Source organism: Stenotrophomonas sp. YJH_SMC_43 (assembly GCF_059372535.1).
Genome location: NZ_JCAFVQ010000002.1, coordinates 608,641 through 631,889, shown reverse-complemented (window position 1 = coordinate 631,889; position 23,249 = coordinate 608,641). Strand labels below are relative to the sequence as shown.

The window sequence follows — 23,249 nt, the reverse complement described above, 5'->3', positions numbered from 1 at the left end:
CAACGCCGCCGCCGCGGCCCCGAGAGTGAAGCCACGACGTGACGTTCCGCCTGCTGCCCGCGACCCGCCGGGGTCGCCTGATACTGATCGCCCTGCTTGCCCTTGCCGTCGCCGCAGCCGCCTGGTGGCTGCTGCGCAAGCCCGCCGCCCCGGCGGTGGCGACCACGCCCGTCAGCCGTGGTGACATCGAGCAGACGGTGGAGGCCACCGGTGTGATCGACGCCTACAAGCTGGTCAGCGTGGGTGCCCAGGCCTCGGGCCAGATCAAGTCGCTGAAGGTGCAGCTGGGCGACACCGTGAAGGAAGGCGATCTGATCGCCGAGATCGACGCCACCACCCAGCAGAACCAGGTGCTCAACGCGCAGGCCTCGCTGGACCAGGTCACCGCCCAGCGTGCCGTGCAGCAGGCCACCCTGCGCCAGGCCGAACTGGAGTTCGCGCGCCAGCAGCAGATGCTCGCCGCCGAAGCCACCTCGCGCCAGGAATACGATGCCGCCGAGGCACAGCTGAAGACCGCCCGCGCCCAGCTGCAGTCCTACGAGGCGCAGATCAAGGGCCGCGAAACCGAACTGGGCACCGCCCGTGCCAACCTGGCCTACACCCGCATCACCGCGCCGATGGACGGCACCGTGGTGGCGGTGGTGGCCGAGGAAGGCCGCACCGTGAACGCCAACCAGACCGCGCCGACCATCGTCATGCTGGCGCGGCTGGACGTGGTCACCGTCAACGCCGAGATCTCCGAGGCCGACGTGGTCAAGATCAAGGCCGGCATGCCGGTCTACTTCACCACGCTGGGCGACCCGGACCGCAAGTACCACGCCACCCTGCGCCAGATCAATCCGGCGCCGGCCTCGATCGCCAACGAGAATTCATCCAGCTCCAGCAGTTCGTCCAGCTCCAGTTCCAGCAGCGCGGTCTACTACAACGCGCTGTTCGATGTGGAGAACCCGGACGGCACGCTGCGCATCGACATGACCGCCCAGGTCTCCGTGCTGCTCAAGCAGGCCAAGAATGTGCTGATGGTGCCGGCGGTGGCACTGGGGCCGAAGCGCCGTGGCGACGAGCGCATGGTGCGGGTACTGGACGACAAGGGCCAGCCGCAGCCGCGCAAGGTCAGCGTGGGCATCAACAACGGCGCCTCGGCCGAGATCCTGTCCGGGCTAAAGGAAGGCGAGCGCGTGGTGGTCGGCGAAGCCGGTGCGGCCGGTGCCAGCGCTGGCGGCGGCAACCGCAGCGGCATGCAGATGCGGGTCGGCGGCCCGGGCATGGGGCGCCGATGAGCACGACGGCGCCGCTGCTGCGCCTGCGCGACCTGCGACGCGAATTCCCGGCCGGCGACGATGTGATCGCCGTGCTGCGTGACGTCAACCTGGACATCCACGCCGGTGAGATGGTGGCCATCGTCGGCCAGTCCGGCTCGGGCAAGTCGACGCTGATGAACATCCTCGGCTGCCTCGACCGCCCTACCCGTGGCAGCTACCAGGTGGCCGGCCGCGAAACCGGGAAGATGGAACCGGACGAGCTGGCCGAACTGCGCCGCGAACATTTCGGTTTCATCTTCCAGCGCTATCACCTGCTGGGCGACCTGGACGCGCGCGGCAACGTGGAAGTGCCGGCGGTGTATGCCGGCAGCCCCGGCGCAGTGCGCAACGCACGGGCCGAGCAGCTGCTGCAGCGGCTGGGCCTGAGCGACCGCATGCACCACAAGCCGGGGCAGCTGTCCGGTGGCCAACAGCAGCGCGTGTCGATCGCACGTGCCCTGATGAACGGCGGCGAGGTGATCCTGGCCGACGAACCCACCGGCGCGCTCGACACGAAATCCGGCGAGGAAGTGATGGCGATCCTCGGCGAGCTGCACGCCGAAGGCCACACCATCATCATCGTCACCCACGACATGAGCGTGGCCGAACACGCACAGCGCATCATCGAGATCCGCGACGGCGAGATCATCGCCGACCGCGCCAACCCGAACGCACCGACCTACCGTGCGCAGCGCGAGGCCAGCACCGGCGTCGCCCGCGGCAACAGCTGGCGGGCGGCCCGCGACCGCTTCACCGAAGCGTTCCGCATGGCACTGCTGGCGATGAACGCGCATCGGCTGCGCACCTTCCTGACCATGCTCGGCATCATCATCGGCATCGCCTCGGTGGTCTCGGTGGTGGCGCTGGGCAATGGCTCGCAGCAGCAGATCCTGCAGAACATCAGCGCGCTCGGCACCAACACCATCGACGTCTATCCAGGCCGTGGTTTCGGCGACATGCGCTCGGCGCGGGTACAGACGCTCAAGGCCAGCGATGCCGATGCACTGGCAAAGCAGAGCTACGTGGACAGCGCCACGCCCAGCGTGTCGACCTCGGTCACCGCGCGTTACCGCAACCAGTCGTCCACCGCCCAGGTCAGCGGCGTCGGCGAACAGTTCTTCCGGGTCAAGGGCGTGACCCTGCTCAGTGGCAGCTTCTTCGACAGTGATGCAGTGAAGGGCCTCGGCCAGGTGGCGGTGATCGACGAGAACACCCAGACCCAGTTCTTCCCCGATGTCGACCCGGTCGGCCAGGTGATCCTGCTCGGCAACGTGCCAGCACGCGTGGTCGGCGTGGCCAAGCGCCAGAGTTTCGGTTTCGGCGGCAGCACCAGCCTCAGCGTGTGGGTGCCGTACACCACGGTGATGTCGCGCATGCTCGGCCAGAGCCACGTCTCCAGCATCACCGTGCGCGTGGACGACGACACGCCGATGGATGCGGCGCAGGAAGCGATCACCCGCTTGCTGACGATGCGCCATGGCACCGAGGATTTCTTCCTCAGCAACAGCGCCGAGATCCGCCAGACCATCGAACAGACCACGCGCACGATGACGCTGCTGATCGGCGCGATCGCCGCCATCGCGCTGCTGGTCGGTGGCATCGGCGTGATGAACATCATGCTGGTGTCGGTCACCGAGCGTACGCGTGAGATCGGCGTGCGCATGGCCGTGGGTGCGCGGCAGAGTGATATCCGCCAACAGTTCCTGATCGAAGCGGTGCTGGTGTGCCTGCTCGGCGGCGTGCTCGGCATCGGCCTGGCCCTGCTGCTGGGCTCGATGATCGGCCGCTTCGCCAGCGACTTCCAGGTGCTGTTCTCCACCGCCTCGATTGTCGCCGCCTTCGCCTGTTCGACCCTGATCGGCGTGGCGTTCGGCTTCCTGCCCGCGCGCAATGCCGCGCAGCTCGACCCGGTGGAGGCCCTGGCCCGCGAATGAAGATGATGACCCGACTGCCCTTCCCTGCTCCCTCGCGCCTGCTGCTGGTGGGCGCTGTTCTGCTCGCCCTCTCAGGCTGTGCATCGGTGGGCCGCTACCCGGTGCAGGCCCCCGACGTGGCGGCCAGCTACGGGCGTGGCGATGCCACCCTCAACGCACCGGCCGACGACCCGCGCAGCAGCCTGGATACACCCGGCCGCGACATCCGCCAGGACACCTGGTGGACCGGCTTCGGCGATGAACGACTGGACCGTCTGGTGGCGCAGGCGCTGGCCGCCAACAGCGATCTGGCCGCCGCCGGTCTGGCCGTGCAGCGTTCGCGCCTGCAGGCTGGCCTGGCCAGCAACGCGCTGTGGCCGCAGCCTTCGTCTTCCGGGGTCAGTGGCAGCGCCAGCCGCGCCACCGACCAGGCTGATGACTGGCGTCGCAGCTATTCCACCGGCGTTTCGCTGGGCTGGGAGGTCGATCTGTGGGGCCGCCTGCGCACCCAGCGCGACATCGCCCGCTGGGAAGCCGAGGCCAGCGAGGAAGACCGGCAGAACACCGCGCTGCTGGTGATCGGCGACACCATCACCCAGTACTGGAACCTGGCCTATCTCAACCAGTCGATCGCCACCGGCCAGGCCAACCTGGAGCGGCTGGAACGTACCCGCGAACTGGTCCAGGCCCGCTTCGACGCCGGTGCGGTATCGCGCCTGGAAGTACGCCAGGCACTGCAGAACCTGCAGTCGCAACGTTCCGCACAGAGCGCGCTGGAACAGCAGCGGGTGGAAGTGCGCAATGCGCTGACCGTGCTGCTGGACGGCACGCCGTGGCCACAGCAGGACGAACCGCAGGACCTGCTGGCCGCACGCAGCCCCGGGATCAACGAAGGCCTGCCGACCGACCTGCTCGGCCGCCGTCCCGACCTGCGCGCAGCCGAACTGCGCCTGCGCAACAGCCTGAAGACCATCAAGGTGACCGCCACCCACTACTACCCGGCGCTGAGCCTGACCGGCAGCCTCGGCTCCAGTGCGACCTCGCTGGGTGATGTGCTGCGCAACCCGGTAGCCACCCTGGGTGCGGGCCTGTCATTGCCGTTCCTCAATCTGCAGCGCGCGCAGCTGGATACCGACATCGCCGGCACCGGCTACCAGATCGCCGCGACCAATTTCCGCAAGACGCTGTACACCGCGCTCTCGGAAGTGGACAACGCACTGTCGGCACGCGAGCAGCTGGCGCGCCAGGTGGCGGCCTCGCAGGCTTCGTATGACGAAGCGGTGGAAGTGGAGCGCGCGCAGGAAGTGCGCTACCGCGTGGGTGCCACCGACCTGCGCACCTGGCTGGAAGCGCAGCAGACCCGGCGTGATGCCGAGCTGTCGTTGGCGCGCGTGCGCCAGGGCCAGCTGAACAACGACGTGACCCTGTTCAAGGCGCTGGGCGGCAGCGCGGGCTGAGGCCCGTCCTGTAGAGCCGAGCCCACGCTCGGCTGCAACGAAGAGCAGCCGAGCGTGGGCTCGGCTCTACAGATCAACCGCGCTGGCGCACGGCCTCGAACAGGCTGACGCCGGCGGCGACGGAGACGTTCAGGCTCTCGATCTCGCCCGGCATCGGGATCTTGACCAGGCCATCGCAGTTCTCGCGGGTCAGTCGGCGCAGGCCGTCGGCTTCGCCACCCAGCACCAGGGCGATGTTGCCCTTCAGGTCCAGCTGGTACAGCGAAGCGGTGGCTTCGCCGGCCAGACCATAGATCCACACGCCCTGCTTCTGCAGGTCCTTCAGGCAGCGCGACAGGTTGGTCACCGCCACTACCGGGATCAGATCGGCGGCACCGGCCGAGGTCTTGCGCACGGTCGCGTTCACCGTGGCCGACTTGTCCTTGGGGATGATTACTGCAGTCGCGCCGGCCGCAGCGGCCGAGCGCAGGCAGGCGCCGAGGTTGTGCGGGTCCTGCACCTCGTCCAGCACCAGCAGCAGGGCCTTGCCTTCGGCTGCAGTGACCAGGCCTTCCAGCTCGTTCTCGCTGTAGGTACGAGCGGCGGCATAGCGCGCGGCCACGCCCTGGTGGCGCACCGAACCACCCACGCCATCCAGCGCCTGGCTGTTCACCTTGCGCACGTCGATGCCCTTACGGCGGGCGTTTTCCTCGATCTCGGTCAGGCGCGGGTTCTTCGCACCGGCCTCGACCAGCACTTCGCGGACGTTCTCGGCGTCGTTCTCGATGGAGGAGGCGACGGCGTTGACGCCGACAATCCACTGGCTGTTCTTGCTCATGCGGGCGGGGACCGGAAAGGGGGTGGCTATGGTAGAGCATCGGCGGGCCGGGCGCTGCGGCGGGCCCGCCTGTAGAGCCGAGCCTGCACCCGGCGGCCTTGGGTTCAGGCTGCGGCGACCCGCCAGCCGAGCGTGGGCTCGGCTCTACAGGTGCGTTACCGGCTGCGCGGCGGCCAGTGTGGGGTGTCGTGGTCGGGATGCTGGTGGGACACGATCGTGGCCAGGAAATCCAGCGCGGCGATGTCTTCCTCGGTACGACGGGCCGGCAGGCTGGCCAACGTATCGACGAACGGCAGCTTGCGCTCGACCCCGTACTGGATCGTCGGCGGAAGGCGCTCGGGTTCGTCAAAGGCACCGGCCGCCACCGCCACGCCGTCCGGCGCCTCGTAGGTCAGCGGCGTACCGCAGTCGGCGCAGAAGCCCCGCCGCACCACGTTGGACGACTGGAAATAGCGCGGCTGGCCGCGGGTCCAGCTGAACTGCACGCCGCGCACCGACACCAGCGGCGCGTAGTAGGCACCGAAGGCCTTCTGGCACATCCGGCAATGGCAGATCGAGCTGTCGGTGAGCGCGCCACGCGCCTGGAAGCGGATCGCGCCGCACTGGCAGCCGCCGCTGTACTCGGGTTGGCCCTGCATCTGCGGTCCTCCGTAACGTCGTGCCAACCAAGGTTGGCACCTACCGGGTGAGGGATGTGCCAACCAACGGCTGGCACCTACCGGGTGAGGCAGGTGCCGACCGTTGGCCGGCACACCTTTCAATACTGCTTCTTCGTCCGCTTGGCCGGCTTTCCACGCTCCGGCAGCGGCGGTAGGCCATCGCCTTCGTCCTCGCCCTTGTGTTCGACCAGGCGGAAGTCGATCTTGCGCTCTTCCATGCTGGCCTTCAGCACCAGGATCCGCACGCGGTCACCCAGCCGGTAGCTGGCGCCACGGCGCTCGCCGGTCAGCGTCTTGCGGGTGGCGTCGAACTTGTAATAGTCCTGCGGCAGCTGGGTCACGTGGACCAGGCCCTGCACTTTCGACTCATCCAGCTCGACGAACAGGCCGAAGCTGGTCACGCCGCTGATCACGCCATCGAACTGGCCACCCACGTGCTTTTCCATCCACGCCGCGCGGTAACGCTCGTCGACCTCACGCTCGGCTTCATCGGCACGGCGCTCACGCTCGGAGCACTGCAGCGCCAGCGCAGCCATTTCGCGCGCGTTGTAGGTGAACTTGTCCAACGGCTTGCCGGACAGCGCGTGCTTGATCGCGCGGTGCACCAGCAGGTCGGGATAGCGACGGATCGGCGAGGTGAAGTGCGCGTACGCCTCCAGCGCCAGGCCGAAGTGGCCGTGGTTCTCCGGGCTGTAGATCGCCAGGCTCTGGCTGCGCAGCAGCACCGATTCCAGCAGCGTGGCATCGGGGCGGTCGCGGATCTTCTTCAGCAGCTTGGTGTAGTCACCCGGGCGCACCTTGGACCACGGCGGCAGGCTCAGCTTGAACTCCTTGAGGAATTCCAGCAGGTCGGCGTACTTGGTTTCCGGCGGCTTCTCGTGGATGCGGTACGGGGCCGGCACGTGGCGCGACAGCAGGTACTTCGCTGCCTCGACGTTGGCCGCGATCATGCATTCCTCGATCAGCTTGTGCGCGTCGTTGCGCACCAGCATGCCGGCCTGGGTCACTTCACCGCGGTTGTCCAGCACGAAGCGTACTTCACTGCTTTCGAACTCGATGGCACCGCGCTTGGCGCGCGCCTTGGACAGCACCTTGTACAGCTGGTGCAGGCGCTGCACCTGCGGCAGCAGGTCACCCATCCAGGCCTTGGTATCGGCATCGTCCTCGCCCACCGCCTTCCACACCTGGGTATAGGTCAGGCGCGCGTGCGAGTTCATCACCGCCTCGTAGAAGCGCGAATGCGTCACCAGGCCGTCGCGGTCGATCTGCATGTCGCAGACGAAGCACATGCGGTCGACCTTCGGCATCAACGAACAGATGCCGTTGGAGAGCGTCTCCGGCAGCATCGGCACCACGAAGCCGGGGAAGTAGACCGAAGTCGCACGCTTCTGCGCTTCCTCGTCCAGCGGCGTGCCGGGACGGACGTAGTTCGAAACATCGGCAATCGCCACCACCAGGCGGAAACCGTCGGCATTCGGCTCGCAGTACACCGCGTCGTCGAAGTCCTTGGCATCTTCACCGTCGATGGTGACCAGCGGCGTGCTGCGCAGATCGACACGGTCGCCGATCATCGCCGGTTCAACCACCATCGGCACCGAGGCGGCTTCGTCCAGCACCTCCTGCGGGAACTCGAACGGCAGCTCGTGGCCGTGGATGGCGGTCTCCACCACCAGCGATGCGGTCAGCTTGTCGCCGAGCACGGCGATGATGCGGCCGATCGGCGGACGGCGGCTGTCCGGCGCCTGGGTCAGCTCGCAGACCACCAGCTGGCCGTCGCGCGCGCCACCGGTCTGGTCCGGCGGCACCTGTACGTTGCGCTGCACGCGCTTGTCGTCGGGCACCACGTAGTTGATGCCCATCTCGATGCTGAAGCGACCGATCAGGCGGGTCATGCCGCGCTCAAGCACGCGGGCGATGCTGCCTTCGCGGCGGCCACGATGGTCGATGCCGGTCACACGGGCCAGCACCTTGTCACCGTGCATCACCTTGCGCATTTCATACGGTGGCAGGAACAGGTCGTCGCCACCCTCGACCGGGCGCAGGAAGCCAAATCCTTCCGGGTTGGCGATCACCACGCCGGTGACCAGGTTCAGGGTCTGGATCGGGGCGAAACCACCACGACGGTTCTGCACCAACTGGCCATCACGGACCATGGCACCAAGCCGGCGCGACAGCGCCTCGGCCCGGTCAGGTGCGGTCAGGCCCAGGCGCGCGCCCAGTTCTTCGGCGGTCTGCGGCCCGTCGCAACGCTCCAGCAGGGCCAGGATGGCCTCGCGGCTGGCGATGGGCTGTTCGTATTTCTCCGCTTCACGCGCGGCATAGGGATCGTCGATCACCTTGCCGGTCGGCGGCAGCTTGCGGCCCGGGGCCGGGCCTGGCGCGTCGGTATTGCGGACCTTGCGGCCACGCGGTGGTGCGCCGCCTTCATTCAATTCGGGGAACCAGCCCGGCAACGGCTTGCCCGGCTTGGTGGTGTGGGCCGTGCCCGCCTTGGCGCCCTTCTTCGGGCCCTGGCTGCGGGAGGTGCTCCCGCCCTTGCTTGGTTTTTTGGTAGTCATCGCCCTACATGGTAGCCGTTGACGGCGTGCAGAACGGGTCAGTGGCCGTCTTGAACGCCTTGCGTGAAAAATATTCAGGAAGTCGTTGACAGCCTGCGGATTCATCTTCACAATTGCGCCTCTGGAACGCCCAGGTGGCGGAATTGGTAGACGCACTAGTTTCAGGTACTAGCGGGTAAAACCGTGGAGGTTCGAGTCCTCTCCTGGGCACCAACGAAAAAACTCCTCGCTTCGGCGGGGATTTTTTTTGCCTGTAATCCGGCCCTGAGGCTCGCCCCTGATTCCTCCAGGAAGGAACTCCGACCGGTAATCGCAATGATCTTCACAAGGGTGTTGACACCCCCGTCACAACACCCCATAATTTCGCTCCTCGACGCCCAGGTGGCGGAATTGGTAGACGCACTAGTTTCAGGTACTAGCGGGTAAAACCGTGGAGGTTCGAGTCCTCTCCTGGGCACCACGTCGAGAATGAGAAAAACCCGCGAAAGCGGGTTTTTTCATGCCCGTGATTCGGCATCGCCGCGATCGACGGCCGGCATCACAACAACGGCCGCAGCACCAGCTCCAGCCCGAGCAGCAGCAGGAAACCCAGGAAGCAGGCCCGGAACACCCGTGCACTGATGCGCTGCCGGATCACCTGCCCCAGCCACATGCCCAGCAATGCCGGCAGCACCGCCAACGCACTCAGCCCCAGCTGCTGGATGCCGAATGCGCCATGCAGCACCAGGCCGGTGGTCAGCGAAATCGTCGACACAGTGAAGGCCAGCCCCAACGCCTGCACCAGCTCCTCGCGCTGCAATCCCAGCGACTGCAGATACGGTACCGCCGGCATCACGAACACGCCGGTGGCGCCGGTCACCACGCCCGACAATGCCCCCACCAGCGGCCCCAGCCAACGCTCGCGCCGCTGCGGCACGCGAAACACCGGTGCAAGCAGGGCATAGACGGCATAGACCACCAGCGCCACTCCCAGCGCAACGCGCGACCAGGTGCGATCGACCCGCACCAGCAGCGCCGCCGAACCCAGTGTCACCGCCACCACCGCCAGCATCATCGGCCACAAGCGCCGCACGATGGGGCCCAGCGACGGCCCGGACAACAGCTGCCACGCGTTGGTGACAAAGGTGGGGATGAACAGCATCGATGCCGCCGCCACCGGCGACAACGCGCCACCGAGCAGCCCCATCGCCACCGTCGGCAACCCCATGCCGGTCACGCCCTTGACCACGCCAGCCAGCACGAACACCACCACCAGCAGCGCGTAGAAGTACATCGATTCATTCATGCCTTCATTGGATCGGGCCGTCGCCCGGCGCACAATGCGGTCTTCCCGGCCCACCCTTCGGCTGATCCGAAGGCTCGGGCGTTGCGATGAGGGCATGACATGCGGATGGATATCGCCGACCTGCGCCTGTTCCTGGCGATTGCCGAGGCGGGCAGCATCACGGCCGGCGCGGCGCAGGCGAACCTGGCCCTGGCCTCGGCCAGCGAACGCCTGCGCACGATCGAAGCCGATGCCGGCACCGTGCTGCTGAACCGCCATCCGCGTGGCGTCAGCCTGACTGAAGCCGGCGCCGCCCTCGCCCACCATGCACGCCTGATCCTGCAGCAGCAGGCGCAGCTGCGCGGCGAACTGCAGGCATTCGCGCATGGCGCGCGCGGTACCCTGCATCTGTATGCCAATACCGCTGCGCTGACCAACTACCTGCCCTCGCGGCTGGCACCGTGGCTGGCCGAACGCCCACGCCTGCACGTGGAACTGCTGGAGCGCACCAGCCCCGAAGTCGTGCGTGCGATCAGCGCTGGCCAGGCCGAGGCCGGCATCATCAGTGATGCGGTCGACGCTGCCGGCCTGCAGCAGCATGTGGTGGCCGAAGATCCACTGGTGATGCTGCTGCCTGCCGATCACCGCTTCGCATCGCGGCGCAGCCTGGCCTTCGCCGATGTTGCCGGCGAGACTTTCGTCGCCCTGGCCGATGGCAATGCACTGCAGACCTACATCGAGGACCAGGCACGCGACATCGGGCGGCGCCTGGATGTGCGCATCCGCATGAAGACCTTCGAAGGGGTGTGCATCATGGTCGGCCACGACATTGGTATCGGCATCGTGCCGCGGACCATCGCCCGCCAGCATCGGCGCAGCACGCATACCGTCGCCGTACCGCTCGCCGATGCGTGGGCACAGCGCCGCCTGTGCGCCTGTTTTGCCGAGTGGGCGCAGTTGTCATCGGCAATGCGCAGCCTGCTGCTTCACCTGGGCGTGCAGCCGCAGAAAAAGCTGTGAAATGTTGTTGACACATCCTCTGCCGTACCGCACAATTCGTCTCCTGAGTCGCCCAGGTGGCGGAATTGGTAGACGCACTAGTTTCAGGTACTAGCGGGTAAAACCGTGGAGGTTCGAGTCCTCTCCTGGGCACCACGACTCAAGATGATCAAACCCGCGAAAGCGGGTTTTTTCGTTTCCGGGGTTTGGCGAGCGTGGCATCGCATCTACCGCTCGAACTGTCGTATCTCGCACCACCCAGGCGTCACCCGCTGGTGCATACCTCCTCCCGGCGCGTCGTCACCAAACCCTGAACGGCTTTCTTCTGGGTCGCATTTCACATTGCGCGTTCAATTCGTAATTTTCCTAGTCGGAGATCTACCCGATTCCTTTTCGGTGGAAGGCAGATTTACGGGAGCCGGTTGCAGGTCTATCGCCACGACCTGACCAGCGCCCCCCCCTTTCCCCAAAGGACGCCCCAATGCAGCGCAGCATCATCTGCCCTCACTGCCACACCGGCTCGAACCACGGCGTACGCGTATGCGTGGGATGCCAGGCCGAGGTCCACTACGGCGCATCGAAGGAGGCCGTAATGTTCGTCTTTGTCGCCGCCATCATCTGCGGCGCACTGGTCGGCAGCCAATTGCAGGCCACTGCCGGCTGGATCACGTGCGGCGCCGTACTTGTGGCGGGAATGTGGGCCATTTCCCGATTGTTCCGTGATCGGGTGGTGTTCAAGCGCGTCTATCGCACGCGCTGAACCTGCGCCGCTGCACTCCCCCAACGGCAGGGCCCGTGCGACCCGCGTTGCACAAACAAAAACCCCGCCTTGCGGCGGGGTCAAAATACAGCACGTGTTTCCAGGGAGTTTTCAGTGCCCGCCGCCGGCGGCCGCACCTGCGCCTGCGCCGAACGGCGGTTTGGCCAGCCACAGGAACGCGATGATCGCCAGGAAGATCCAGCCCAGCAGGAAGAAGATGTCGTTGAAGCCCATCTGCGATGCCTGGTGGTTGATCATGTTGTTCAGTACCGCGGCACCATGTTGCAGGTCGCCCTGCCCCATCGCCGTCACCTGGTCCTGCATGCCCGGCTGATAGACCGAGATGTGCTCGGTCAGGTCAGCATGGTGCACCTGGGTGCGCCGCGCCCACAGCCACGTCGTCAGCGACGCCGCGAAACTGCCGCCCAGCGTACGCAGGAAGGTGGCCAGGCCGGAGCCCGCCGCGATCTCGCGCCCATCCAGGTCCGACAGCAGGATCTGCAGCACCGGCATGAAGAACAGCGCGACGCCGATGCCCATGATCAACTGCACGCCGGCCACGTGGGTGTAGTCCACCTGCAGGTTGAAGTTCGAACGCAGGAAACTGGTCATCGACAACACGATGAACGCGACCGTGGCCAGCATGCGCATGTCGAAGCGCGATGCGTACTTGCCCACGAACGGGGTCATGATCACCGGCAGGATGCCGATCGGCGCCGTCGCCAGGCCCGCCCAGATCGCGGTGTAACCCATGTCACGCTGCAGCCACTGCGGAATCAGCAGGGCCACGCTGAAGAACGCCGCGTACGCCACCACCATCGCCAGCGTACCGGCGCGGAAGTTGCGATGCCGGAACAGCTTCAGGTCGACGATCGGATCCTTGTCGGTCAGTTCCCAGATCAGGAACACCGTCAGCGTGACCACAGCCACACACGCCAGCACCACGATCTTCATCGACGAGAACCAGTCCTCGTCATTGCCCAGGTCGAGCACCAGCTGCAGCGCACCGACACCGATCACCAGGGTGACCAGGCCGACATAGTCCATCTTCGGCTTCTCGATGTGCTCCGGGCGCCCCTTCAACTGGTTGCCCACCACCAGCGCGGCAAAGATGCCCAGCGGCACATTGATCAGGAAGATCCATTCCCAGCTGTAGTTGTCGGTGATCCAGCCACCGAGGATGGGGCCGCAGATCGGCGCAACCACCGTGATCATCGCCAGCAGCGCCAATGCCTGCCCACGTTTCTCACGCGGGTAGATCGAGACCAGCAGCGACTGCGTGATCGGGTACATCGGGCCGGCCACGAAGCCCTGCAGCGCACGCGACACCACCAGCATGCCCATGCTCTGCGCCAGGCCGCACAGCAGCGAGGTGATGACAAAGGCCAGCGTGGCCCAGACGAACAGCTTGCGTTCGCCGAAACGGCGGCTGAGCCAGCCGGTCAGCGGCAGCGCGATGGCCGTGCTGACTGCAAACGAGGTGATGACCCAGGTCGCCTGCTGCGAACTGGCACCGAGATTGCCGGCGATGGTCGGCAGCGAGACGTTGGCGATGGTGGTATCGAGCACCTGCATGAACGAGGCCATCGCCAGGCCGACGGTACACAGGGCGACGCTGGGCGGCAGGAACCCGGAGGCCGCACCCGGCGCCGCCGGTGCACCCGGAGCGCCGGGCGCGGCTGGAGCTTGTGCGGACATGGCGACCTCAGCCCACCTTCGCCTGCTGCTGCGGCAGGTTGCCCTGGATGATCGTATGGATCACCTCGTCGGCATCATGCAGCTGCTTCGCATACACGTCGGTGTCGAACACCGTGCCCTTGGCCGCAGTGCTCGGCAGCACTTCACCCTTCTGGTCGCGCAGGCTCACTTCGGCCTTCATCGACAGGCCGATGCGCAGCGGATGTTCGGCCAGCTGCTTGGCGTCGATGGCGATGCGCACCGGCACGCGCTGCACGATCTTGATCCAGTTGCCGCTGGCGTTCTGCGCCGGCAGCAGCGAGAACGCCGAGCCGGTGCCCAGGCCCAGGCTCTGGACGCGACCCTTGTACTTCACGTCACCGGCGTACAGGTCCGACTTCAGCTCCACTTCCTGGCCCAGGCGCATGTGGCGCAGCTGGGTTTCCTTGAAGTTGGCCTCGACCCACATCTGCTCGGTCGGCACTACCGCCATCAGCGCGTTGCCCGGCTGCACGCGCTGGCCGACCTGCACCGAACGACGGGCAACGTAGCCGGTGACCGGCGCGACGATGCCGGCGCGGGCGTTGTTGAGGAAGGCCTGGCGCAGCTGCGCGGCGGCCGCCTGCACGTCTGGCTGGGTGGCGATCACGGTGTCGTCGACCAGCGCGCGGTTGCGCTCGACGGTCTCGCGCGAACCGGCCACGGCGGCTTCGGCAGCGGCCAGCTCGTCACGCGCATGGGCCAGTTCTTCATTGGAAATGGCGCCGGTGGCGGCCAGATCCTTGCGGCGAGCGAAATCTTCGCGCACGCGCTTCAGGGTCACCTGGCGCGCGTTCAGGTCCGCCTGCGCACCTTCCACGCTGCGGTACAGGCCACGGGTCTGGCGCACGGTCTTGGCCAGGTTGGCTTCGGCCTGCTGCAGCGCCACCGACGTGTCGGACGGGTCCAGCTGCACCAGCAGCTGGCCGCGCTCCACGCGCATGCCGTCATCGGCGTTGATGGCGACCACGGTACCGGCCACCAGCGGGGTGATCTGTACCTGGTTGCCCTGCACGTAGGCGTCGTCGGTCTCTTCGAACCAACGGCCGAACATGAAGTACCACAGCGCCAGTGCGGCAAGCAGCAGCACGACGATCACGAACAGGCCGCGCAGCAGGTTGCCGCGGCGGTTGGAGGCGGCCGGGGCCGCGGTGTCTTGGGTCTGGCTCATGGCGGAAGTCTTCAGGAATGCGAGGAATCGGAATGGGAGGCGATCGGTGCGCGGTCGGCGTCAGCGGGCTGGAAACCACCGCCCAACGCCTTGCTCAGGCGCACCGAGGTCTGCACCTGCTGCGACTGCAGGCCGGCCAGCTGCTGCTGCGACTGCAACAGCGTGGACTGCGCGGTCAGCACGTCCAGGTAGCTGCCGATGCCGGCGCGGTAGCGCTGCTGGGCCAGGTCGAAGGCCGAGCGTGCGGTGTCCACGGCCTGCTGCTGCGAATGCGCCTGCTGCGCCAGCGAGCGCACCGCGTTGACCTGGTCGGCCACGTCGCGCAGCGCATCGAGCACGGTCTGGTTGTAGTTGGCCACCGCCAGGTCGTACTGCGCATCGGTGTTGGCCAGGTTGGCGCGCAGCTTGCCGCCTTCGAAGATCGGCAGGCTCAGCGCCGGGCCGATGTAGGCGAAGGTGGAACTGCTCTTCAGCAGATCACCCACGTTCGGGGCGACCACGCCGGCCAGCGCGGTCAGGTTGAAGCTCGGGTAGAACTTGGTCTTTGCCACCTTGATCTGCTTGTCGGCCGCTTCCACGCGCCAGCGCGCGGCGACGATGTCGGGGCGACGGCCGAGCAGTTCGCTGGGCAGCACGCCCGGCAGCTGCAGCGCCACCGGGTTCAGCGGCTGCGGGCGCTGGATCGACAGGCCACGGTCCGGGCCCTTGCCAACCAGCGCGGCCAGTGCGGTGCGGGCCGCGTCGATGCGCTGCTGTGCGGCCTGCACCTGCTGCTGCGCGGCCGGTACCCGGGCCTCGGCCTGGCGCACCTGCAGGTCGCTGTCGATGCCGGCGCTGCGGCGCTGGCGGGTCAGCTCCAGCGATTTCTGCGAGCGGGCCAGTTCTTCTTCGGCCACATCATTGAGCTGCCACGCATAGGCGAGGTCGGCATAAGCCTGGGTGATGCCAGTGGACAGGCTCAGGCGTGCGGCCTGCGCCTCGACGGTGGCGGCATGCGCACCGTCCACGGCGGCTTCCCAGGCAGCGCGCTTGCCGCCCCACAGGTCCACGCCGTAGCTGAAGTCGAAGGCGACCTGGCTGCTGCCGCCGTAGCGACCGCCCATCTCGCTGCCGACCATCGACTCGGGCAGGCGCAGGCCGGTGTAGCCACCGGACACCGACAGGCTGGGCAGTTCATCGGCACGTGCGGTGCCGACCTGGGCCTGGGCCTGGCGCAGACGCGCGTCGGCGGCGTCCAGGCTCGGGTGGCCGGCCAGGCCCTCGGCGACCAGGGCGTCCAGCTGCGCATCGCCCAGCGCCTTCCACCAGTCCTGCGCCGGGAAGCCGGTGGCGCTCAGGTCGGTGTCGGCCAAGGTGCGTTCGCTGTGCAGACTGTCCACGTCAAGCACGTGGCCCTGCGGGTTGAGGCCACGACTGCTGGCGCAGGCGGCCAGGGCCAGGGCCAGCGCTGACACCAGCAGCGCGCGCCCGGACCGGCGGAGAGTGGAATGCGGGATCGGGTTCATGGGGTCGTCAGGGAATCGCGGATTCGGGTAAGGAGGGACAGCAGCAGCGTGCGCTCGTCGGCGGAAAGATCACGCAGGGCGTAATCCATCACCGCGTCGCCACGCAGCTTCAGCCGCGCCCACAGCGCGCGGCCCTCATCGGTCAGTACGATCTGCAGCGCCCGCCGATCCTGCGCATGCGGCTCGCGGCGGACGCAGCCCAGCGCCTCCAGCTTGTCCAACAGGCGGGTCACCGCACTGGGCACCTGGTCGATGGCCTGGGCCAGCTCGTTGGCCGTGCACGGGGCCATGTTGGAAAGCACCTTCAACCCGATGTAGTGGGTGAAACCGATACCCAGGTCTTCTTCAGCCATGGATGCGTCGAGTTGACGGACCAGGCCGTCGCGCACCTGGCGCAGCAGCAGGCCGAAGCTGGGGGGAGTGGTTGCAGGACAGATCATGGGGGAGCATTCTCTTCCAAAAAAAATATTTCTCAATGGAAATATTCGATCTGGCATCGAATGCTGTGTTGCAGCAGTGGGCTGGATCAATGAAGGCGCCTACCTTAATGATCTGGTCAGGTGGCCCGGTAGTACAATTCAGCCAATGGATGACACATTTCAGCCAGCGGATATGATGAACAAGGCAGAAATTCCCCCTTCCAAGCGCCTGCTCAGGGATGACGCACTGGACTGGTTCGAGCGCAATGACGGGCCACCGGCTGTCGCCTTCCGCTTCGACAGCCCGCAGGGATTGGTCCGAGAAGTGGATTGGCATCATCACCAGCGCGCGCAGCTGATCTGCGTGGAGCGCGGCCTGTTGACCACCCGGACCTCGCACGGGACATGGTCACTGGCGCCGGGCTCGGCCGGCTGGATGCCGCCGCTGGAGCCGCATACGGTCACCCTCGACGGCCCGCTGCGCGGCTGGGGCATGGCACTGGCCGCGCCGGCCTGCGCCACCCTGCCTGCCGATCCCTGCGTGCTGGGCCTGTCCAAGCTGGCGCAGGCGCTGGCCGACCGCATCTGCGAATGGCCGCTGGGCTATGACACCACACCCGAGCGCCAGCACATCATCGAGGTACTGCTGGACGAGATCCGCACCGCGCCGCGCCAGCGCATGCATCTACCGATGCCGCACGACCGGCGCCTGCTGAAGATCGCCTCGCAGCTGCTGGCCGACCCCTCCGACGAGCGCAGCCTGGCCGAATGGGCGCATTGGGCCGGCCTGTCGCCGCGCAGCCTGACCCGTCACTTCCGCGACGAGACCACGCTCAGCTTCGCCCAGTGGCGGCAGCAGGCCCGCTTGTCCGAGGCCCTGCGCCAGCTGACCGACGGCCGCAGCGTGGCCGACATCGCCCACGCGCTGGGCTTCAGCAGCGCCAGCGCCTTCGTCACCGTGTTCCGCCGCCACTTCGGGCTGCCGCCGGGGCGCTACCTGGCACGGGCCGGCCACGGCCTGGAAACTGGGCTGGACCCTGCACGCGGCTTGGCATCCCCCGCCGCATCCGGATAATCACAGGATTGCGAGCGGCGACGCCGTCGCCGCCTCCTGACAACAGGTAACAACGCCGCATGACCGAACTTGCCCGCCCCGTGTTCCACGGATTCGAACAACTGCCGCTGCGCGAGTACGCCGAACGCGCCTACCTCGACTACTCGATGTACGTGGTCCTGGACCGCGCCCTCCCGTTCATCGGCGACGGCCTGAAGCCGGTGCAGCGCCGCATCATCTATTCGATGAGCGAGCTGGGCCTGAACGCCGCGTCCAAGCCGAAGAAGTCCGCGCGCACCGTCGGCGACGTCATCGGTAAGTACCACCCGCACGGCGACAGCGCGTGCTACGAAGCGCTGGTGCTGATGGCCCAGCCGTTCTCGTACCGCTACCCGCTGATCGAGGGCCAGGGCAACTTCGGCTCCAGCGACGACCCGAAGTCGTTCGCGGCGATGCGTTACACCGAATCCAAGCTGACCCCGATCGCCGAAGTGCTGCTGGGCGAACTGGGCCAGGGCACCACCGACTGGGCACCGAACTTCGACGGCACCCTGCAGGAACCGACCTGGATGCCGGCGCGGCTGCCGCACCTGCTGCTGAACGGCACCACCGGCATCGCCGTGGGCATGGCCACCGACGTGCCGCCGCACAATCTCAACGAGATCGTCAGCGCGCTGCTGCACCTGCTGGACAACCCCGATGCCAGCGTGCGCGACCTGTGCGAGCACGTGCAGGGCCCGGACTATCCGTCCAGCGCCGAGATCATCACCGCGGCCAATGACCTGCGCAACATCTACGAGACCGGCAACGGCAGCGTGCGCGCACGTGCGACCTTCACCAAGGAAGCGCACAACATCGTGGTCACCGCGCTGCCGTTCCAGGTGTCGCCGTCTAAGGTGATCGAGCAGATCGCCGCACAGATGCGCGCCAAGAAGCTGCCGTGGCTGGAAGACATCCGCGATGAGTCCGACCATGCCAACCCGGTGCGCGTGGTGCTGGTGCCGCGTTCCAACCGCGTCGACGCCGAGCAGCTGATGGGCCACCTGTTCGCCACCACGGACCTGGAGCGCAGCTACCGCGTCAACCTCAATGTGATCGGGCTGGACGGCCGTCCGCAGGTGAAGAACCTGAAGATGCTGCTCAGCGAATGGCTGACCTTCCGCAGCAACACCGTCACCCGCCGCCTGCAGCACCGCCTGCAGAAGGTCGAGCGCCGCCTGCACCTGTTGGAAGGCCTGCTGGTCGCCTTCCTCAACCTGGACGAGGTGATCCACATCATCCGTACCGAAGACGAGCCGAAGGCCGCGCTGATCGCGCGCTTCGGCCTGTCCGAGGAACAGGCCGAGTACATCCTGGAAACCAAGCTGAAGCAGCTGGCCCGCCTGGAGGAAATGAAAATCCGCGGCGAGCAGGATGAACTGGCCAAGGAGCGCGAGAAGATCCTCGGCATCCTCGACAGCAAGGCCAAGCTGAAGAAGCTGATCCGCGATGAACTGACCGCCGACGCCAAGAAGTTCGGCGACGCACGCCGTTCGCCGCTGGTGCAGCGCCAGGCCGCACAGGCCATCGACGAGACCGAGCTGGTGCCGAGCGAGCCGATGACCGTGGTGCTGTCGGAGAAGGGCTGGATCCGTGCCGCCAAGGGCCACGACGTCGATGCGTCCGCCCTCTCCTACCGCGACGGCGACGGGCTGCAGGGCGCGGTGCGTGCGCGCAGCACGCAGCAGGTCGCGTTCCTCGACAGCGAAGGCCGCGCCTACTCGACGCCGGTGCACACCCTGCCCTCCGCACGTGGCAATGGCGAACCGCTGACTGGCCGCTTCTCGCCGGCAGCGGGTACCAGCTTCGTGACCCTGGCCAGTGCCGAGCCGGACACCCGCTTCGTGCTGGCCTCCAGTCATGGCTATGGCTTCGTCACCCGCTTCGAGAACCTGATCGGTCGCAACAAGGCCGGCAAGGCGATGCTGAACCTGTCCGCAGGTTCGTCGGTGCTGACCCCGTCGGCAGTGGCCAACGTCGCCACCGACCGCATCGTGGCAGTGACCAGCTCCGGCAACCTGCTGGCGATCGCCGCCAACGACCTGCCGGAACTGGACAAGGGCAAGGGCAACAAGATCATCGAGATCCCGAAGGCCAAGCTCGCCACCGAACGCGTGGTCGCCATCGTGGCGATCAGCCCGGGGCAGACCCTGCAGGTACGCAGCGGCCAGCGCACCATGGGCCTGAAGTTCAACGAGCTCGACGCCTACCTCGGCGCCCGCGCCACCCGCGGCCACCTGCTGCCGCGCGGCTGGCAGAAGGTGGAAGGGTTGTCGGTGGAGTAAGGGCTGGGGCCCTGCCCCTGGTGGGTGTCAACCTTGGTTGACACGCATTACCCCGGTAGACGCCAACCTCGGTTGGCGTTTTCCATCCCAATGGGGTCAGAGCCGTTTTCGTTGAAAACGGATCCGACCCCGGACACGAAAAAGCCGGGGCAATCCCCGGCTTTTTCGTTGTCGGCTGGCGGGCGATGGAGCAGCTGGCTGGCGAAAGCTGGCTGGCGGTGCTCCGGTGCTGGCGGGCGACAGAACGTTGTAGAGTCGAGCCATGCTCGACTCGGATCCAACAGCAGCCGAGCATGGCTCGGCTCTACAGAGAGCGACGTCGGCTCAGTGCGCCGGGGCGCCGTTGCCGTCGATCTTGCTCAGCTGGTACAGCTCCAGGCCGATGCGCTTGATCAGACCCAGCTGCTGCTCCAGCCACCAGGCGTGGTCTTCCTCGGTGTCCTTCAGCTGCGCCAGCAGGATGTCGCGGCTCACGTAGTCGCCCTTCTCTTCGCACAGCTTCATGCCGGCGGCGAGATTGTTCCGAACCGCGTATTCAGTGTCGAGATCCTTCTGCAGCATCTCTTCCACGGTCTTGCCCGGCTCGGTGGCATGCGGGCGCATGTCCGGGTCGCCGCCGAGGAACAGGATCCGGCGCAGCAGCGCATCGGCGTGCTGGGTTTCCTCTTCCATCTCGTGGTTCAGGCGTTCGTACAGCGCGAACAGGCCCTGGTCCTCGTAGCGGCGGGAATGGATGAAGTACTGGTCGCGGGCTGCAAGCTCGCCGCGCAGCAGTTCCTTCAGGCAGGCGATGACGTCCGGGTTGCCTTTCATGGGGGGCTCCTGTGAATCGATGTGACATAGGGTGCCGCATTTCAAAATACGGTGATCTAATCGGAATCAGTCGCAGTTGCGCCTGCGGCTACAATCGGCCCACGAGTTCGGAAAGGACGTGCAATGCGACGTACATGGCGTTGGGTGCTGGGCGTGTTGATCGCCATCGTGCTGGTCACCGCACTGGTCCTGTGGCTGCTGCTGCGCGGCAGCCTGGCCGATCTGGACGGCGAGCATGCGCTGCCGGGGCTGGCCAAGCCGGTCACCATCGAGCGCGATGCGCTGGGCGTGGTCACCATCACTGCGGGCAGCCAGGCCGACGCGATGCGCGCATTGGGCCGCGTGCATGCGCAGGAACGTTACTTCGAGATGGACCTGATGCGCCGCAGCGCCGCCGGTGAGCTGTCGGCGCTGTTCGGACCGAAGGCCATCGACGCCGACAAACGCATGCGCGTGCATCGGCTGCGCGCGCGCACCGAGGCGAACATGCAGGCAGCGCTGGGCGGCAACATCGAAGCCGTGAGCGCCTATGTCGGTGGGGTCAATGAGGGCCTGGCCGATCTCTCCGTGCGCCCATGGGCCTACCTGCTGCTGCGGCAGTCGCCACAACCCTGGCAGGCCAGCGACAGCGTGCTGACCGGTCTGGCCATGTACGCCGACCTGCAGGATCCGAACAACCAGACCGAGCTTGCGCTCAGCCGCATCCGCGCAGTGGTGCCGCCCGCGCTGTACGCGCTGATCGCCCACGACGGCACCGAATGGGATGCACCGCTGTTCGGCGAACCGACCGGCAACGCCACGCTCCCCGATGCCAGCCAGCTGGATCTGCGCACGTTGAAGGGGACGCCAGGCACCGGGCAGGAAGAGGCCGATGTCATCGGCAGCAACAACTTCGCGGTGGCCGGTGCACTCACCGCCGACGGTCGCGCGATCGTCGCCGACGACATGCACCTGGGCCTGCGCGCGCCCGGCCTGTGGTTCCGTGTGCGCCTGCGCTATCCCGACCCGCAGGCCGCGGGCGGCCAGGTCGACGTCACCGGCTTCTCGCTGCCCGGCCTGCCGGCGGTGATCGTCGGCAGCAACGGGCACGTGGCCTGGGGCTTCACCAACAGTTACATCGATACCGCCGATTACCGCACTGAACCGGCCAACGCCGCCGTGACCGTGCATGAAGAACGCATCGCCGTGGCTGGCCAGGCCGACGTGCTGTTCCCGGTGCGCGAAACCGCCTGGGGCCCGATCCTGCATACCCATGCCGATGGCAGTGGCGATGCGCTGCGCTGGGTCGCCCACCTGCCCGGCGCGGTGCGCCTGGACTTCGGTGACCTGGCCCGTGCCGGTGACCTGGACGGTGCCCTGCAGTTCGCCGACCACGCCGGCATCCCCGCGCAGAACCTGGTGGTCGGCGACCGCAGCGGACGCATCGCCTGGCGGCTGATCGGCGCCCGCCCGGATCGTGGTCCGGGCTGTGCACCGGCCGGCTTCACCGCCGCCAGCAACCAGGACTGCGCGCCATGGCCAATCCGCAGCGATGCCTCACCGGCATTGATCGATCCCCCCAACCATCGCCTGTGGACCGCCAACGGTCGCGTCCTCGACGGCGAGGCGCTGGCTACCGTCGGCAACGCTGGCTATGACCTTGGCGCGCGCGCGCGGCAGATCCGCGACCTGCTGGCGATCCAGGAGCGCTTCGACGAACACGACCTGCTGGCGATCCAGCTCGACGACCGCGCCGTGTTCCTGCAGCGCTGGTGGGCACTGCTGCATGACGTCATCGAAGGCAGTAACGATCCTGCGCTGAAGCGGTTGAAGTCCGTCAGCCACCAGTGGGGCGGCCGGGCCTCGGCCAGCTCGGTCAGCTACCGGGTGGTGCGCGCGTTCCGCACGCAGGTGATGGATACCTTGTCCGATGCACTGCTGGCCCCGGCCAACGCGCAGCTCGGCGATGACTATCTGGATCCGCGCCTGGCGCAGCTGGAAGGTGTGGCCTGGCCGATGCTGCAGCAGCGCCCCGCCAACCTGTTGCCACCGGCCTACGACAGCTGGGACACGCTGCTGCTTGATGCCGCACGCCGCACCGAGAGCGAGCTGGCCAAGCAGGGCCCGCTGGCCAAGCGCACCTGGGGCGAACGCAACACCGCGGCGCTCTGCCACCCGATCGCACGGGCGTTGCCCGAGGTTGCCAAGCGCTGGCTGTGCATGCCCGCCGACCAGCTGCCCGGCGACCGTGATATGCCGCGGGTGCAGACGCCGAACTTCGGCGCCTCCGAGCGCATGGTGGTCTCGCCCGGCCACGAGGCCGACGGCATCGTGCACATGCCCGGCGGCCAGAGCGGGCACCCGCTGTCACCGTACTGGGGCGCCGGCCACGAAGACTGGGTGCATGGGCGGCCGACGCCGTTCCTGCCCGGCAAGGCGCAGCACACGATGACGCTGGTGCCAGCGCGCTGACGGCGGCACCCACATGCCCAAGGGTGCGCTGCACGCTGTAGAGCCGAGCCCATGCTCGGCTGCTTCTG

17 protein-coding genes and 3 tRNA genes are annotated in these 23,249 nt (G+C 67.1%); 11 read left to right on the top strand and 9 right to left on the bottom strand.

The genetic code is table 11. From position 1 onward, the window contains the following. Window positions 1-38: 38 nt before the first annotated feature. From AC5QAH_RS09195 to AC5QAH_RS09185, 3 genes are read left to right on the top strand one after another with little or no spacing between them, the layout of a single operon-like run. A complete protein-coding gene (locus AC5QAH_RS09195; protein ID WP_049411507.1) occupies window positions 39-1,280 on the top strand; it encodes an efflux RND transporter periplasmic adaptor subunit in 1,242 nt (413 codons plus the stop codon). Next, window positions 1,277-3,235, top strand: a complete 1,959-nt coding sequence (locus AC5QAH_RS09190; RefSeq protein ID WP_010486241.1) for a MacB family efflux pump subunit — start codon at window positions 1,277-1,279, stop codon at window positions 3,233-3,235. The genes AC5QAH_RS09195 and AC5QAH_RS09190 overlap by 4 nt, the downstream gene beginning before the upstream one ends. Next, the gene (locus AC5QAH_RS09185; RefSeq protein WP_049411511.1) at window positions 3,232-4,671 is read left to right on the top strand and encodes an efflux transporter outer membrane subunit; all 1,440 of its coding nucleotides are present in this window, start codon (window positions 3,232-3,234) and stop codon (window positions 4,669-4,671) included. The genes AC5QAH_RS09190 and AC5QAH_RS09185 overlap by 4 nt, the downstream gene beginning before the upstream one ends. A 73-nt stretch (window positions 4,672-4,744) precedes the next feature. On the opposite strand, the gene rlmB is transcribed toward AC5QAH_RS09185, so the two are convergent. The 3 genes from rlmB to rnr all read right to left on the bottom strand — a co-directional run bounded on the left by rlmB (window position 4,745) and on the right by rnr (window position 8,705). Then, window positions 4,745-5,488 carry a 23S rRNA (guanosine(2251)-2'-O)-methyltransferase RlmB gene (gene rlmB, locus AC5QAH_RS09180; RefSeq protein ID WP_005408775.1) on the bottom strand — a complete coding sequence of 248 codons (744 nt, stop codon included), beginning with the start codon at window positions 5,486-5,488 and terminating at the stop codon, window positions 4,745-4,747. A gap of 155 nt (window positions 5,489-5,643) precedes the next feature. After that, entirely contained in the window at window positions 5,644-6,126 is a 483-nt protein-coding gene (locus AC5QAH_RS09175) for a GFA family protein (protein WP_010486247.1), read from the bottom strand. A gap of 119 nt (window positions 6,127-6,245) precedes the next feature. Then, window positions 6,246-8,705: a ribonuclease R gene (gene rnr, locus AC5QAH_RS09170; protein WP_043402593.1), complete on the bottom strand. Its 2,460-nt coding sequence runs from the start codon at window positions 8,703-8,705 to the stop codon at window positions 6,246-6,248. A 128-nt stretch (window positions 8,706-8,833) separates the two neighbouring features. Between rnr and AC5QAH_RS09165 the strand changes: the two genes are divergently transcribed. Further along, window positions 8,834-8,918, top strand: a tRNA-Leu gene (locus AC5QAH_RS09165). Window positions 8,919-9,080: 162 nt separating this feature from the next. Continuing rightward, window positions 9,081-9,165: transfer RNA gene (locus AC5QAH_RS09160), tRNA-Leu, on the top strand. Window positions 9,166-9,243: 78 nt separating this feature from the next. On the opposite strand, the gene AC5QAH_RS09155 is transcribed toward AC5QAH_RS09160, so the two are convergent. Further along, the gene (locus tag AC5QAH_RS09155) at window positions 9,244-9,990 is read right to left on the bottom strand and encodes a sulfite exporter TauE/SafE family protein (protein ID WP_010486252.1); all 747 of its coding nucleotides are present in this window, start codon (window positions 9,988-9,990) and stop codon (window positions 9,244-9,246) included. 99 nt (window positions 9,991-10,089) lie between these two features. On the opposite strand from AC5QAH_RS09155, the gene AC5QAH_RS09150 reads away from it, so the two are divergent. From AC5QAH_RS09150 to AC5QAH_RS09140, 3 genes are all read left to right on the top strand, one after another. Further along, complete coding sequence (locus AC5QAH_RS09150) at window positions 10,090-10,989, top strand: LysR family transcriptional regulator (RefSeq protein ID WP_329831794.1); 900 nt, start codon at window positions 10,090-10,092, stop codon at window positions 10,987-10,989. 50 nt (window positions 10,990-11,039) lie between these two features. Then, window positions 11,040-11,124: transfer RNA gene (locus AC5QAH_RS09145), tRNA-Leu, on the top strand. A gap of 325 nt (window positions 11,125-11,449) precedes the next feature. Beyond that, entirely contained in the window at window positions 11,450-11,728 is a 279-nt protein-coding gene (locus tag AC5QAH_RS09140) for a hypothetical protein (protein ID WP_029550706.1), read from the top strand. A 111-nt stretch (window positions 11,729-11,839) separates the two neighbouring features. On the opposite strand, the gene emrB is transcribed toward AC5QAH_RS09140, so the two are convergent. From emrB to emrR, 4 genes are read right to left on the bottom strand one after another with little or no spacing between them, the layout of a single operon-like run. Next, the gene (gene emrB, locus AC5QAH_RS09135; RefSeq protein WP_019336959.1) at window positions 11,840-13,426 is read right to left on the bottom strand and encodes a multidrug efflux MFS transporter permease subunit EmrB; all 1,587 of its coding nucleotides are present in this window, start codon (window positions 13,424-13,426) and stop codon (window positions 11,840-11,842) included. A gap of 7 nt (window positions 13,427-13,433) precedes the next feature. Next, on the bottom strand, window positions 13,434-14,615 hold the full coding sequence (emrA, locus tag AC5QAH_RS09130; protein ID WP_010486273.1) for a multidrug efflux MFS transporter periplasmic adaptor subunit EmrA: 1,182 nt from the start codon (window positions 14,613-14,615) through the stop codon (window positions 13,434-13,436). 11 nt (window positions 14,616-14,626) lie between these two features. After that, window positions 14,627-16,120, bottom strand: coding sequence for a multidrug efflux transporter outer membrane subunit EmrC (gene emrC / locus AC5QAH_RS09125; RefSeq protein ID WP_053442751.1), 1,494 nt, complete (start codon window positions 16,118-16,120; stop codon window positions 14,627-14,629). Continuing rightward, window positions 16,117-16,560 carry a multidrug efflux system transcriptional regulator EmrR gene (gene emrR / locus AC5QAH_RS09120; protein ID WP_005415875.1) on the bottom strand — a complete coding sequence of 148 codons (444 nt, stop codon included), beginning with the start codon at window positions 16,558-16,560 and terminating at the stop codon, window positions 16,117-16,119. Before emrR ends, emrC begins: the two co-directional genes overlap by 4 nt. A gap of 172 nt (window positions 16,561-16,732) precedes the next feature. Between emrR and AC5QAH_RS09115 the strand changes: the two genes are divergently transcribed. Together AC5QAH_RS09115 and parC are read left to right on the top strand one after the other, a co-directional pair. Continuing rightward, window positions 16,733-17,614: a helix-turn-helix domain-containing protein gene (locus AC5QAH_RS09115; RefSeq protein WP_010486276.1), complete on the top strand. Its 882-nt coding sequence runs from the start codon at window positions 16,733-16,735 to the stop codon at window positions 17,612-17,614. A 59-nt stretch (window positions 17,615-17,673) separates the two neighbouring features. Beyond that, on the top strand, window positions 17,674-19,917 hold the full coding sequence (parC, locus tag AC5QAH_RS09110) for a DNA topoisomerase IV subunit A (RefSeq protein WP_010486278.1): 2,244 nt from the start codon (window positions 17,674-17,676) through the stop codon (window positions 19,915-19,917). Window positions 19,918-20,241: 324 nt separating this feature from the next. Here parC and bfr read toward each other — a convergent pair whose 3' ends face one another. Further along, window positions 20,242-20,730: a bacterioferritin gene (bfr, locus tag AC5QAH_RS09105; RefSeq protein ID WP_005408763.1), complete on the bottom strand. Its 489-nt coding sequence runs from the start codon at window positions 20,728-20,730 to the stop codon at window positions 20,242-20,244. A gap of 123 nt (window positions 20,731-20,853) precedes the next feature. Between bfr and AC5QAH_RS09100 the strand changes: the two genes are divergently transcribed. Beyond that, window positions 20,854-23,181, top strand: coding sequence for a penicillin acylase family protein (locus AC5QAH_RS09100; protein WP_100448150.1), 2,328 nt, complete (start codon window positions 20,854-20,856; stop codon window positions 23,179-23,181). Window positions 23,182-23,249 lie beyond the last annotated feature (68 nt).